Here is a 13,480-nt window from a genome sequence, read left to right as displayed (position 1 = left end):
TATATACTACTTAATTCTTAATCCTGTTTTTAATTCTTAACAATAAACAAAGGTATCGAAATTTTGTGTCTCAATTTGTCAACAGTAGTCCCAAAAAGCAAGTCTTTGAAGCCTGTGTGGCCGTGTGTTCCCATAACTAAAACATCATACTCGCCCTTATTTATAATTTCAGGAATCACTTTGTCTGGGGTGCCAAAACCGAGTTCTGTTTCAACTTGAAATCCTTTTTCAGTAAGCATCTTTTTATATTCTTTCAATAATTTATCATCAATTAGTGTTTCATGATCGTCAATATTATCCCCATATATCATTGCTCCAACAGTTTCCACCACATGAATTAAAGTATATTTAGCGTCTGTGCCTCCTAATTCAAACGCACTGTTTATGGCGCCTTCATCAGATGATGTAAAATCTACAGTAACTGCAACATTCTTCTTATTATACCCTCCTTTATTAGAGAATTGTAAATTTAAATTATGTGGAGAATGGTTGTGAATATCGATTTTTGCTCGTGTAATAAACGGTCTAAATACGATGTAAAAAAGCAATATTAAAAAGGCAAATGAAAGCGGTATTACAGTAAGCCATAAAACTAATGGGTCTTCTGAGGTTGCTAACCAACCTTCAATTTCATTATACACCAATTGTATGTTTAAGGAAACAATAATCAAGGCTACAATCCATGAGGCGAATTGAGTTGTTTTACTAATGTGGAACCCTTTCATTTTGGATTTATCACTCACAAAGTGAATCAAAGGAATAATGGCAAAACCCAATTGCAAACTCAAAATCACCTGACTCAAAATCAGTAATTTTCCAGTGGCGCTTTCGCCAAAAATAGTGATAACGATTACTGCTGGAATAATGGCTATCAATCTTGTAATTATTCGTCGAACCCAAGGTTGGATTCTTAAATTCAAATAGCCTTCCATTACGATTTGGCCTGCCAATGTTCCTGTAATAGTCGAACTTTGACCTGCTGCTATCAGTGCAACAGCAAATAATATAGGCGCCCATTTGGTGCCTAAAATAGGTTCCATAATTTTGTGTGCATCTTGAATTTCAGCAACATCAAACAGTCCGTTATTGTGAAATGTGGCTGCCGCTAAAATTAAAATGGCAGCATTTACAAAAAAAGCTAGGTTGAGCGCAATTGTACTATCAATAAAATTATATTTTAAAGCTTGTTTAATTCCCAAAGGTGTTCGATCGAATTTTCGAGTTTGAACCAAAGAGGAATGTAGGTATAAATTGTGAGGCATAACCGTAGCACCAATAATACCAATAGCGATATATAAAGCAGCAGAATTTGGCATTGAAGGAATTAAACCTCGCATTACATCACCCATAACTGGTTGAGCAAAAAACATTTCAAAAACAAATGAAATCCCAATTACCACAACTAATGCAATAATAAACGCTTCCATTTTACGAATGCCTTTGTTGATAAGAAACAACAATAAAAAAGTGTCTAAAGCGGTTATTAAAACTGCATCAATAAGCGGAATATCAAACAATAAATTGATACCTATTGCCATACCCAAAACTTCGGCCAAGTCACAGGCGGCTATTGCAATTTCAGCAAGAAAATAAAGAATATAATTGATAAATGGTGAATAAGTTTCTCGAGAGGCTTGTGCTAAATCCCTTTGGGTTACAATTCCTAATCTAGCACTTAAACTTTGCAAAAGCAAGGCCATTATATTACTCATCAATAAAACCCAAAGTAATGCATAACCAAACTGACTTCCGCCTGCAATATCTGTTGCCCAATTTCCAGGGTCCATATAACCAACGCTGATTAAATATGCTGGTCCGAAAAAAGCAAGGATTTTTCTGAATCTAGTTTTTTTGTCTTGGGTGGCTACAGATTGATTTACTTCTTCTAGTGAATGATTCATAAAAATGGTATTTGTAGCAAATATAAATTATTTTTACTAATCAAATAAAATTTTTAGACAAAACTAAATTATGTCGATTTGAAAATTAAACTTAATTATCAAACTATAACAAAACTTTATAATTCAATCTTACATCTTATTTTGAAACTTTGTACCTTTGTGTCTAGATTTTTTATATCTGAAATCAATAATCTTTAAATAAAAAAATATGTATCCAGAAGAAATGGTTAAACCAATGCAAGCTGAATTAACAGCTGCTGGTTTTCAAGAATTACATACGGCAGAAGACGTTGAAAACGCAATGAAAGCAAAAGGAACAACTCTTGTTGTGGTTAACTCGGTTTGTGGTTGTGCTGCAAGAAATGCTCGTCCGGGATCGAAAATGAGTTTAGACAACGCTAAAAAACCAAATCATTTAGTGACTGTTTTTGCGGGAGTTGATAAAGAAGCGGTTGATGCCGCAAGGGGATTTATGTTTCCATTTCCTCCATCTTCACCCAGTATTGCCTTGTTCAAAGATGGCGAATTAGTTCACATGCTAGAGCGTCACCATATTGAAGGCCGCCCTGCTGAATTGATTGCTGAAAACTTAAAAGATGCTTTCGAGGAATATTGTTAATTATTTGATCTTTAAATTTGTCAAAAGCACTATTAATTTAGTGCTTTTTGTTTTTAATAAAAATATATACACTAATCTTACCCAAATTATGTAACTTTACTCTTCAACATAATCCAAAAGTTTATTAAAATGAAATGGGTTTTTAAAGTTTTAGCGATTTCTCTAGTGCTTCAAGGTTTTCAATGTAGTGATTCAAACAATACTTCAGGCCTCATCACGTCAACGCAATTAGAAACCAAAAAACAGGAAATTCAAAATTACATCAATAGCTCTTCTTGCTACGAAAATCTTGGATGTGGTTATATTGCCTTTGGCTCAAAACCTTGTGGTGGCCCTTGGTCCTATTTGGTTTTCTCCAATAGTGTCAACTTGGATAAACTAAAAGAAATGGTTTTAAACTACAATGAAATGAATCGGTTGTACAACATTCAAACGAATGCCATGTCAGACTGTATGGCTATAACGCCTCCAACCGAAGTCAAATGTGTCAATGGCGTTTGTACCGTGATCAAGTAAAAACCACACAATTACCATAAAGCTTCGTTCATGCGGTTTTTATACAGCTCTTTGTTAACTTTTCAAAACCCTTGCGCCTTTGTGGTAAAGATTCTACCTTTGCACAAATATTTTCTCAACTTAAACTGTTTATAGCATGCAACTGTACAACACATTAAGCGCAGAGGAAAGAGCGGTCATGATTGATGATGCCGGAAGGCAACGCCTTACCTTGTCTTTTTATGCTTATGCGCAATTACCAAATCCAACACAATTCCGTAACGAATTATTCCTAGCTTGGAATCCACTTGAGGTTCTGGGCCGAATTTATGTCGCCAGTGAGGGAATTAACGCCCAATTATCACTTCCTGCCGACAATTTTTATGCCTTTAAAGATTCGATTGAAAACTATCCTTTTATGAAAGGCGTTCGTCTGAATATCGCCGTAGAACAGGACGATCATTCCTTTTTGAAACTGACCGTAAAAGTCCGTGATAAAATTGTGGCTGATGGTTTAGAAGATGCTTCTTTTGATGTAACCAATATTGGAATCCATTTAAAAGCCAAGGAATTTAATGCTCTTTTAGAAGATCCCGACACTATTGTGGTCGATATGCGAAATCATTACGAATCAGAAATTGGTCATTTTACCAGCGCCATAAAACCTGACGTGGACACTTTTAGAGAAAGTTTGCCCATAATCGAAGAACAATTATCCGAACACAAACAAGACAAAAAAGTATTGATGTATTGCACCGGAGGAATCCGTTGCGAAAAAGCCAGTGCTTATTTCAAACACAAAGGTTTTGAAAACGTCTATCAGCTCGAAGGCGGAATTATTGAATATACCCGACAAGTAAAAGCCGAAGGTTTAGAAAGCAAATTCATAGGTAAAAACTTTGTTTTTGATCACCGCTTGGGCGAAAGAATCACCAACGATATTGTTTCACAATGCCATCAATGTGGCGCCCCTTGCGACGTGCATACCAATTGCGACAACGAAGGTTGTCATTTGCTTTTTATCCAATGTGATTCTTGTAAATCAAAAATGGAAGGTTGCTGTTCGGACAAATGTGTGTCGATAATTCATCTTCCCGAAGACGAACAAAAAGCCGTTCGCCGTGGATTAAAAAACGGAAATAAAATATTCAAAAAAGGAAAATCAGACGTTTTAACGTTCAAAAATAATATAGAAAGTCAAGGAGTTTTTGTTGCTGAAGAAAAAAAATCAGTTGTTGCAAAAGCCCAAAAAATCAAGAAAACATTGATCGGAAAAGGAACTCATTTTTATCCAAAAGTAAGTATCGCTCAATTCGAAATTGAAGAAAACGAAATCAAAATTGGCGATAAAATCCTTATCAAAGGCAGTACAACTGGCGAACAACAAATGATACTTTCAGAAATGTTTGTCAACGAAAATGCTGCACAAAAAGCAATTGCTGGCGACATATGTACTTTCAAAGTTCCTTTCAGAATTCGATTGTCTGATAAATTATATAAAGTTTTAGACTAGTTTTTCAAGACCTTCAACTTTTGTCAACGTTCAAAACTTTGATAAAGATTTTAACCCTACTATTTATCGCTATGAAAAAATTGCTGTTTTAATTTAAAAGTTCCTCAAAAGAAAACTTTAAACTTTAAACTTATAAACCTTAAATTAAAATAATATCTTTACAAATTAAACGTTTTAAGAACTTAAATTGTGTTCATCACAATACTACATATAAATTATGGCATGTACAAGTTGTTCAACTTCTGATGGCGGAGCGCCAAAAGGTTGTAAAAATAATGGGACTTGCGGCACCGATAGCTGCAACAAATTGACGGTTTTCGATTGGCTTTCTAATATGAGTTTACCCAATGGCGAAGCGCCTTTTGACTGCGTTGAGATACGTTTCAAAAACGGCCGAAAAGAATTTTATCGCAATACTGAAAAACTGACTTTAAGTATGGGCGACATCGTCGCTACCGAAGCTTCACCGGGTCATGACATAGGAATTGTGACATTGACAGGAGAATTGGTACGCATCCAAATGAAGAAAAAAGGAGTCAATCCTACCAGTGCTGAAATCACAAAAATCTACAGAAAAGCTTCCCAAAGAGACATCGATATTTGGTCAACAGCGCGCGATAAAGAAGAGCCTATGAAGGTTCGGGCTCGTGAATTGGCGATTGCCCAAAAACTCGAAATGAAAATCTCCGACATCGAATTCCAAGGCGATGGATCGAAAGCCACTTTTTATTATACTGCCAATGACAGAGTCGATTTTAGACTATTAATCAAGGATTTTGCGAAAGAATTCAGCACCAGGGTCGAGATGAAACAAGTAGGTCTTCGTCAGGAAGCGGCTCGTTTGGGCGGAATTGGTTCTTGCGGAAGAGAGTTATGTTGTTCCACTTGGCTAACTGATTTTAGAAGTGTCAATACCTCAGCGGCCCGTTATCAGCAACTGTCCTTGAATCCTCAAAAACTGGCTGGACAATGCGGTAAATTAAAATGCTGCCTGAATTATGAACTCGATACTTATATGGATGCGCTGAATGGATTTCCTAGTTTTGACACAAAATTAGTTACCGAAAAAGGAGATGCTATTTGCCAAAAACAGGATATTTTCAAAGGAATGATGTGGTTTGCCTACATCAATGATTTTGCTAACTGGCATGTATTGAAGATTGACCAAGTCAAGGAAATCATTACCGAAAACAAACTCAAAAACAAAGTGGCTTCATTGGAAGATTTTGCAATAGAAATTGTTCAAGAACCAGAAAAACACTTCAATAACGCTATGGGTCAGGAAAGTTTAACGCGTTTTGACCAACCTAAGAAAAAGAAAAAATCAAATAAAAATCGGAAATCATCTGGTGAGAATTTGATTGTAGCCAACAATAACCAACCCAACAAAAGCAATAATAACAATAATCCAAACCAAAACGCCAAACCCAAGGAGGCGAACGAAAAACTAGTAGTGGCAAGAAAACCCATAATTATCACTAAAAATGAGAATAAAGAATAGTGTATTGCTTCTTTTACTTGTGACTCTCTTTTATTCGTGTGATAAAAAAAGAGTTTTTGACGAATACAAATCCACCAGGAGTGGTTGGCACAAAGACAGTGTTTTAACCTTCAACTTGCCCGAATTAGATTCATTAAAACAATATAATTTGTTTGTCAATTTGAGAGACAACAACAACTATCCTTTTAACAATATCTTTCTAATTGTGTCATTAGAAAAAACGAATGGTTTTACAAAAGTCGATACGCTTGAATACCAAATGGCAAATCCAGATGGAAGCCTTTTAGGTGATGGATTTACCGACATAAAGGAAAGCAAGTTGCTCTACAAAGACAAAGCAAAACTGAACGGAATATCTAAAGTTCACATTAAACAGGCGGTTAGGGAAAGTGGAAAAATTTCTGGGGTTTTGGCTTTAGAGGGAATTACCGATGTGGGTTTCAGAATAGAAAAAATAGACTAACATAGAATTATGGCTGCTCAAAAAAACAACAATCAAGCAAAAAAAAACCAAGATAACATAACCTATTATAAAAAGAATTTTTGGAAAATTTTCTTTTATGGAATGGGAAGTGTTATGGTGTTCTTCTTATTTGCTTCTTGGGGACTTCTCGGCCCGATGCCTTCTTTCGAAGATTTAGAAAATCCAGATTCTAATTTAGCTACCGAAATCATCTCGACCGATGGGGTTATTTTAGGTAAGTATTTTGAGCAAAATAGATCCCAATTAAAATACTCCGATTTACCTAAAAACTTCGTTCAAGCGCTTGTCGCTACTGAAGACGAGCGTTTTTATGAACATTCCGGAATTGATGGAAGAGGAACGTTGAGGGCAATCGCTAGTTTAGGAACTACCGGTGGAGCAAGTACCTTAACACAGCAATTAGCCAAACAATTATTTCACGGTGAAGGTTCTAGATTTCTGCCTTTTCGAATTGTACAAAAAATTAAGGAATGGATTATTGCCATCCGTTTAGAAAGACAATATACTAAAAACGAAATAATCGCAATGTATTGCAATGTGTATGATTTTGGTAATTATTCTGTTGGAGTAAGTTCAGCGGCAAAGACTTATTTTTCGAAAGAACCAAAAGATTTAACCATAGACGAATCTTCAATGCTTGTAGGAATGTTTAAAAATTCGGGATTGTACAATCCTGTTAGAAACATTAAAGGTGTAACCAATCGTAGAAATGTGGTCCTTGCTCAAATGGCAAAAAACGATATCATCACGCAATCTCAAAAAGAAAAACTACAAAACGAACCTATCGTTTTACATTTTAAACTCGAAAGTCACCGCGAAGGAACCGCAACTTATTTTAGAGAATATTTGCGTGATTATATGAAGAAATGGGTCGATGAAAACAAAAAACCCGATGGTTCTGATTATAACATTTACAAAGACGGTTTAAAAATTTATACCACTATCGATTCTAGAATGCAACTGCACGCCGAAGAAGCAGTTACAAAACATATGGAAAACCTTCAAGAAGAATTTTTCCTTCAATCTAAAAACAATAAAAATGCTCCTTTTGTAAATATTTCTGATGTTGAAACCCAGCGTATTTTGAAACAAGCGATGAAATCGTCAAACAGGTGGTACTTGATGAAACAAGAAGAAAAAAGCGATGAAGAAATAATAAAAAAATTCAACATAAAAACTAAAATGACCGTCTTCACTTGGAAGGGAGAAAAAGACACCGTTATGACTCCTTTAGATTCCATCCGATATTACAAACATTTTTTGCAATCCGGATTAATGGCAATGGATCCCCAAACGGGTGGAATAAAAGCTTGGGTGGGCGGAATAAACTACAAATATTTCCAGTACGATCACGTGGGACAAGGAGCTAGACAAGTGGGGTCCACTTTCAAACCTTTTGTTTACGCAACCGCCATCGAGCAATTAGGAATGTCGCCTTGCGACACTATTATAGATGGTCCGTTTATGATTCACAAAGGGCGTCATCACGTTACTGCAGATTGGGAACCACGAAATTCCGACAATAAATACAAGGGAATGGTTACATTGAAGCAAGGATTGGCAAATTCAATTAACACCATTTCAGCTAAATTAATTGACAAAACAGGCCCTGAGGCCGTTGTGGAAATGGCACACAAACTGGGTGTAAAATCTGATATTCCCGCACAACCCTCAATAGCCCTAGGTGCTGTTGATGTTACCGTTGAAGATATGGTGGCGGCTTATGGAACTTTTGCGCACCAAGGCGTATATGTAAAACCTCAATTCATTTCCCGAATAGAAGACAAAAGCGGGGTGGTCATCTTTGAGCCCATTCCCGAATCGCACGACGTATTAAATAAAGATGTCGCATTTGCCGTTATCAAATTACTCGAAGGTGTTACTGAAAGTGGCTCTGGCGCACGATTGAGAACACAAGGTGGTGGAAGTGGCGATAATCGCTGGACAGGTTATCCGTATATGTTTACAAACCCAATCGCAGGGAAAACCGGAACCACACAAAACCAGTCTGACGGATGGTTTATGGGAATGGTTCCTAATCTTGTTACTGGCGTTTGGGTTGGGTGTGAAGACCGTTCTGCTCGTTTCAAATCCATAACTTATGGTCAAGGGGCAACCGCAGCGCTTCCAATTTGGGGTTATTTTATGAAACTTTGTTATGCAGACGAAAATCTCAAAGTTTCAAAATTAGATTTCGAAAGACCTCCAAACCTTTCCATAAAAGTGGATTGTTTTACCGCCCCAAAAGTAAAAGACAGTATCGATATTGAACAAAATACCGAAGAATTTGGATTATAGTCGTAATTACGGGTTCTGGTAACTATCGGAACAAAGAAATCTTTTTTTAGAGGATTTTTTTAGTTTGGAGCTATTTCCAGCTGTTCGATAAATCTTTTCCTTGCTAAAGAAGCAATAAAAAGGATATCACTGCCATCTGGGCTAGGGCATTTGTTTTCAAAATAATATATCAATCTTGATTTTCTTCCCTTTCAAAGGGAATTAGTAACCTAATTATTATGATCAACAAAAAAGTTAAAAACGTACAAGAAGCGCTCCAAGGAATCGAAAACGGGATGACCTTAATGCTTGGTGGTTTTGGGCTGTGTGGCATTCCGGAAAACTCCATTGCAGAGCTAGTAAAAAAAGAAACCAACAACCTCACCTGTATTTCTAACAATGCCGGAGTAGATGATTTTGGTCTCGGACTCCTTTTACAAAAGAAACAAATCAAAAAAATGATTTCTTCCTATGTGGGAGAAAATGCCGAATTTGAAAGACAAATGCTTTCCGGCGAACTCGATGTGGAGCTTATTCCACAAGGAACTCTCGCAGAAAGATGTCGCGCAACTCAAGCTGGTATTCCCGCTTTTTTTACACCTGCGGGTTTCGGAACCGAAGTGGCCATTGGAAAAGAAACCCGAGAATTCAACGGAAAAATGCACGTGATGGAATTCGCTTTCAAAGCTGACTTTTCTATTGTAAAAGCTTGGAAAGGAGATGCCGCAGGAAACCTCATCTTCAAAGGAACTGCCCGAAATTTTAATCCTTGTATGACTGGTGCAGCAAAAATTACCATCGCCGAAGTCGAAGAATTAGTAGAGGCCGGAACATTAGATCCAAACCAAATCCATATTCCTGGAATTTTCGTACAACGCATTTTTCAAGGCGAGAAATACGAAAAAAGAATCGAGCAGAGAACGGTGAGAAAAAAAAGTGTTCTATAATCCGTTTTTAGTAATCCATTCGAAAACTGAACTTGTGTTTTTTAATATGGTTCAAAATCCTTAATTTCTTAATGGTTCAAAACATAAAATCATGGCTTTAACAAAAGAAGATATCGCAAAACGCATCGCCCAAGAAGTTCAAAATAATTATTTTGTAAACCTCGGAATTGGCATTCCAACCTTAGTGGCAAACTACATCCCAAAAGGAATTGACGTGGAGTTTCAAAGCGAAAACGGCGTTCTAGGAATGGGCCCTTTCCCTTTTGAAGGAGAGGAAGACGCAGACTTAATTAACGCCGGAAAACAAACCATTACGACTTTACAAGGCGCTTCTTTCTTCGACTCGGCGATGAGTTTCGGTATGATTCGCGGGCAGCACGTCGATTTGACAATTCTTGGCGCAATGGAAGTTGCCGAAAACGGAGATATTGCCAACTGGAAAATTCCCGGAAAAATGGTAAAAGGAATGGGTGGCGCAATGGATTTAGTCGCTTCTGCCGAAAATATTATCGTGGCTATGATGCACATCAACAAAGCCGGTGAATCTAAAATTCTTAAAAAATGTACTTTACCTTTAACAGGTGTTGGCTGTGTAAAAAAAGTAGTTACGGAATTAGCCGTTTTAGAAGTAACTCCAAAAGGTTTTAAACTCTTAGAACGTGCGCCAGGTGTTTCAGTAGAACACATCATTACTTCTACCGAAGCGAACTTAATTATCGAAGGAGAAATTCCCGAAATGGTGATTGAGCAAGTTGCCGAATATCACGATTAACTTTGTCAAAGTTTCCAAAAAACAAAAACCGTTTACTCAATAAGAATAAACGGTTTTATTATTATAGGACTCTTTGCTAAGCTTTCGAAAAGCTTTGAACCTTTGGGGTTAAATTTTTCTCTAAAAAAACCAAGTCGCCACAAAAATAGCTGTAATTACACAAATTAAATCTACCAAAAGCATTGTTCCAAGTGCGTAACGGGTGTTTTTTATATTAACGGAACCAAAGTAAACCGCAATCACATAAAAAGTACTTTCAGCACTACATTGAAAAATACTACTTAACCTTCCCGTTAAGGAATCGGCACCAAAAGTATTCATCGAATCAATCAAAAACCCTCGTGATCCTGCAGAACTAAAAGGTCTTAGCAATGCTACTGGTAAAGCATCTGTGATTTCTTTACTTACGCCCATATTAGAAAAAGCAAAAGCAATCCAGTTACTAATAATTTCAAATAAACCACTGTTTCTGAATAAAGAAATGGCTACTAACATTCCCAAAACATAAGGAAAAATGACAACGCCTGTTTTAACACCGTTATTGGCTCCTGCCACAAAAGCTTCATAAACAGTAGTATTAGCAGCTGCAAAATCCTTCTCTTTAACAAAGGAAAAAATCAAAGTAAAAATAATAATACCCACCAATATTAACGCTGAAAGATTAGAGGTAAAATAATTTTTACCTATTATATCTAAATGGTTTACATACATCAATAAACCTACAATTGCAGCAATTAACACCATTAATGTTGTTACTAAAGAAGCGCTTTTGAAATTAATTTTTTGTTTAATTCCAACTATAAGAAAAGCAGCAATTGTACCAATAAATGAGGTGATGATACAGGGCAACATAACATCAGCAGGGTTGCTTGCATTGGCAGCAGCACGATAGCCAATTATAGAGGTTGCTATTAGGGTAAGCCCCGAAGCGTGTAAGCACATAAACATAATTTGTGCATCACTAGCTCGATCTTTGTCGGGATTCAGTTCCTGTAAACTCTCCATCGCTTTTAATCCAAAGGGTGTTGCGGCTGAATCTAACCCTAAGAAATTAGCAGAAAAATTTAAGGTCATATAGGAAATAGATGGGTGATTTTTAGGAATACTTGGAAACACTTTTACAAAAACTGGGCTCAATACTTTAGCCAGTTTTTCGGATGCTCCAGAAATAATTAAAAGTTCCATCAAGCCACAGAAAAAAGCCAAATAAGCCATAAGTGGCAACATCAAATCAAGTAATGTGCTTTTGCAAGTGGGTAATAAACCATCCGATTTTTGAACCCCACTAAAAATTTTCACTACCCTGTTATTGTAAACATAAGTATAATCTACATTTAGCGAATCACGATTGACAATCATGGTTTGATCCGGAGCCCTCATAATGCTATCTCTTATGAATACTGGAACCTGATCAATATATTTTTCAGCGATCAGAATGGGGTCGTCTTTTTTTCCGTTTAAAACATTGTCAATTGTATAACTGTTGCCAGAAAACAAACTAAAAATCACAAATGCAATTGAAGAAATAAAAATCACCAGCCAAAATCTACTCAATACCATAACCTCTTTTTTTGTAAATGTAATTATTTATGTGTAAAGTTTAAAAAGTAATTTAAACGTGAATAATTTCCTCCTCAATCAATAAATCTTCTCGTCTTAGTCGAAGGAAAATCTGCGCTACGGCAATAGTGTCTTTTTCGCAATAAGTTACAATACGGTCGATGTCTTTTTCAACATAATATACACGACCCACTTGACTTCCGTCGATATCGCCTTTTGGAGATGGGATTCCGAGTACTTTACACATTAATTTTAGAGAAGTATAATGCTTGTAATCACCAAACTTCCATAACTCCAATGTATCGAGATGTGGAATTTCCCATGGTTTTTTTCCAAATAAATTGAGCTTGTTAGGGATGGAAATGTTATTAATAATCATGCGGCGGGCAATATACGGAATGTCGAATTCTTTAGCATTATGGCCACACAATACGTGTTGTGGCTGATTGAAATGATTGTTCAAAAGGTTTGTAAAATCGTGCAAAATTTTCTTTTCTTCTCCAAAAAAAGAAGTCACTCTAAAATTTCGAATGTCGCCTTTGATGGTAAAATATCCGGCGGAAATACAGACTATTTTTCCGAACTCTGCCCAAATTCCTGCTCTATCATAAAAGTCTTCTGGCGTGTATTCGTCTTTACGTTGGTATTGGGTTTTGTGTCCCCAAAGATCTTGCATTTCAGCATCCAACTCATTAAAATCGGCTGCTTCTGGAACGGTTTCAATGTCAAGAAACAGAATGTTATTGAGGTTTATTTTTTCTATCATACCTATATAATTTAAACACGAATTAGCACGAATTCATAACACTTAAAATAATTTCACAAACGTATTAGAATTTTAAAATTAACCAAATTTATTAATCTATTCTTTTAATTCGTGACAATTTGTGAAATTCGTGTTAGATTTTCAAAAAAGACTTTGTTGATCGCTAGGGTTTTCGTGTTCCAACAACCATTTTTTTCGCCACAATCCTCCGGCGTATCCTGTGAGTGAACCATCTGTTCCTATGACTCTGTGGCAAGGAACAACAATCCAAAGAGGGTTTTTTCCATTGGCTGAAGCCACTGCACGAATGGCTTTGACATCGCCCAGTTTCTTAGACAATTCCATATAACTCATAGTCTTTCCAAAAGGGATTTCGAGCAATCCTAGCCACACTTTTTGTTGAAATTCGGTTCCTGTAGGATTTAATTTGAAACTAAAATTAGTTCTATTGCCATCGAAATAATCCTTAAGTTGTGAAACGGCTTCATTTAAAACGGTTGGAATTATTGAAGAAATTTGCTTCGCCTGTTCTAGCTTTGCTCTCGAGTCTCCTTCATCAGAAACTGATATTACTGAAATTCCGTTTTCATCACCACTAATTTTAGCAATTCCTAAAGGTGTTTTAACGAAAGTTGTTTTCATATT

12 protein-coding genes are annotated in these 13,480 nt (G+C 36.4%); 8 read left to right on the top strand and 4 right to left on the bottom strand.

Going from position 1 to position 13,480, the window contains the following annotated elements:
• Positions 1-29 precede the first annotated feature (29 nt).
• Positions 30-1,901 (bottom strand): Nramp family divalent metal transporter, encoded by a 1,872-nt coding sequence (locus tag AABM59_RS00560; protein ID WP_338407029.1) that lies wholly within the window; start codon positions 1,899-1,901, stop codon positions 30-32.
• Between the two features lie 208 nt (positions 1,902-2,109).
• On the opposite strand from AABM59_RS00560, the gene AABM59_RS00555 reads away from it, so the two are divergent.
• The 8 genes from AABM59_RS00555 (at position 2,110) to AABM59_RS00520 (ending at position 10,509) form a co-directional block, all read left to right on the top strand.
• Entirely contained in the window at positions 2,110-2,520 is a 411-nt protein-coding gene (locus AABM59_RS00555) for a BrxA/BrxB family bacilliredoxin (protein WP_338407028.1), read from the top strand.
• A gap of 129 nt (positions 2,521-2,649) precedes the next feature.
• Positions 2,650-3,036, top strand: coding sequence for a hypothetical protein (locus tag AABM59_RS00550; RefSeq protein ID WP_338407027.1), 387 nt, complete (start codon positions 2,650-2,652; stop codon positions 3,034-3,036).
• Between the two features lie 136 nt (positions 3,037-3,172).
• Positions 3,173-4,528, top strand: coding sequence for a rhodanese-related sulfurtransferase (locus tag AABM59_RS00545; protein WP_338407026.1), 1,356 nt, complete (start codon positions 3,173-3,175; stop codon positions 4,526-4,528).
• A 217-nt stretch (positions 4,529-4,745) separates the two neighbouring features.
• Positions 4,746-6,029: a regulatory iron-sulfur-containing complex subunit RicT gene (gene ricT / locus AABM59_RS00540; protein ID WP_338407025.1), complete on the top strand. Its 1,284-nt coding sequence runs from the start codon at positions 4,746-4,748 to the stop codon at positions 6,027-6,029.
• Positions 6,013-6,492, top strand: a complete 480-nt coding sequence (locus AABM59_RS00535; protein WP_338407024.1) for a gliding motility lipoprotein GldH — start codon at positions 6,013-6,015, stop codon at positions 6,490-6,492. The genes ricT and AABM59_RS00535 overlap by 17 nt, the downstream gene beginning before the upstream one ends.
• A 9-nt stretch (positions 6,493-6,501) precedes the next feature.
• Entirely contained in the window at positions 6,502-8,811 is a 2,310-nt protein-coding gene (locus AABM59_RS00530; RefSeq protein ID WP_338407023.1) for a transglycosylase domain-containing protein, read from the top strand.
• 218 nt (positions 8,812-9,029) lie between these two features.
• Entirely contained in the window at positions 9,030-9,737 is a 708-nt protein-coding gene (locus tag AABM59_RS00525; RefSeq protein WP_338407022.1) for a CoA transferase subunit A, read from the top strand.
• 91 nt (positions 9,738-9,828) lie between these two features.
• Positions 9,829-10,509 carry a CoA transferase subunit B gene (locus tag AABM59_RS00520; RefSeq protein WP_338407021.1) on the top strand — a complete coding sequence of 227 codons (681 nt, stop codon included), beginning with the start codon at positions 9,829-9,831 and terminating at the stop codon, positions 10,507-10,509.
• A gap of 120 nt (positions 10,510-10,629) precedes the next feature.
• Here the strand turns inward: AABM59_RS00520 and AABM59_RS00515 are convergent, their stop codons facing one another.
• The 3 genes from AABM59_RS00515 to AABM59_RS00505 all read right to left on the bottom strand — a co-directional run bounded on the left by AABM59_RS00515 (position 10,630) and on the right by AABM59_RS00505 (position 13,477).
• Positions 10,630-12,069, bottom strand: coding sequence for a nucleoside recognition domain-containing protein (locus tag AABM59_RS00515; RefSeq protein WP_338407020.1), 1,440 nt, complete (start codon positions 12,067-12,069; stop codon positions 10,630-10,632).
• A 52-nt stretch (positions 12,070-12,121) separates the two neighbouring features.
• Positions 12,122-12,835 (bottom strand): 3'-5' exonuclease, encoded by a 714-nt coding sequence (locus AABM59_RS00510; protein WP_338407019.1) that lies wholly within the window; start codon positions 12,833-12,835, stop codon positions 12,122-12,124.
• A 141-nt stretch (positions 12,836-12,976) separates the two neighbouring features.
• On the bottom strand, positions 12,977-13,477 hold the full coding sequence (locus AABM59_RS00505) for a methylated-DNA--[protein]-cysteine S-methyltransferase (RefSeq protein WP_338407018.1): 501 nt from the start codon (positions 13,475-13,477) through the stop codon (positions 12,977-12,979).
• Between the last annotated feature and the right edge of the window lie 3 nt (positions 13,478-13,480).

The organism is uncultured Flavobacterium sp. (assembly GCF_963925185.1).
Classification (GTDB): domain Bacteria; phylum Bacteroidota; class Bacteroidia; order Flavobacteriales; family Flavobacteriaceae; genus Flavobacterium.
This window is presented reverse-complemented; position numbering and strand designations above follow the sequence as displayed.

What these genes read in the sequence shown, in the direction of transcription:
- AABM59_RS00525 (WP_338407022.1), top strand. Translation starts at nt 9,030, where the DNA reads ATGATCAACAAAAAAGTTAAAAACGTACAAGAAGCGCTCCAAGGAATC.
- ricT (WP_338407025.1), top strand. Translation starts at nt 4,746, where the DNA reads ATGGCATGTACAAGTTGTTCAACTTCTGATGGCGGAGCGCCAAAAGGT.
- AABM59_RS00505 (WP_338407018.1), bottom strand. Translation starts at nt 13,477, where the DNA reads ATGAAAACAACTTTCGTTAAAACACCTTTAGGAATTGCTAAAATTAGT.
- AABM59_RS00510 (WP_338407019.1), bottom strand. Translation starts at nt 12,835, where the DNA reads ATGATAGAAAAAATAAACCTCAATAACATTCTGTTTCTTGACATTGAA.
- AABM59_RS00535 (WP_338407024.1), top strand. Translation starts at nt 6,013, where the DNA reads ATGAGAATAAAGAATAGTGTATTGCTTCTTTTACTTGTGACTCTCTTT.
- AABM59_RS00515 (WP_338407020.1), bottom strand. Translation starts at nt 12,069, where the DNA reads ATGGTATTGAGTAGATTTTGGCTGGTGATTTTTATTTCTTCAATTGCA.
- AABM59_RS00550 (WP_338407027.1), top strand. Translation starts at nt 2,650, where the DNA reads ATGAAATGGGTTTTTAAAGTTTTAGCGATTTCTCTAGTGCTTCAAGGT.
- AABM59_RS00530 (WP_338407023.1), top strand. Translation starts at nt 6,502, where the DNA reads ATGGCTGCTCAAAAAAACAACAATCAAGCAAAAAAAAACCAAGATAAC.
- AABM59_RS00520 (WP_338407021.1), top strand. Translation starts at nt 9,829, where the DNA reads ATGGCTTTAACAAAAGAAGATATCGCAAAACGCATCGCCCAAGAAGTT.
- AABM59_RS00555 (WP_338407028.1), top strand. Translation starts at nt 2,110, where the DNA reads ATGTATCCAGAAGAAATGGTTAAACCAATGCAAGCTGAATTAACAGCT.
- AABM59_RS00560 (WP_338407029.1), bottom strand. Translation starts at nt 1,901, where the DNA reads ATGAATCATTCACTAGAAGAAGTAAATCAATCTGTAGCCACCCAAGAC.
- AABM59_RS00545 (WP_338407026.1), top strand. Translation starts at nt 3,173, where the DNA reads ATGCAACTGTACAACACATTAAGCGCAGAGGAAAGAGCGGTCATGATT.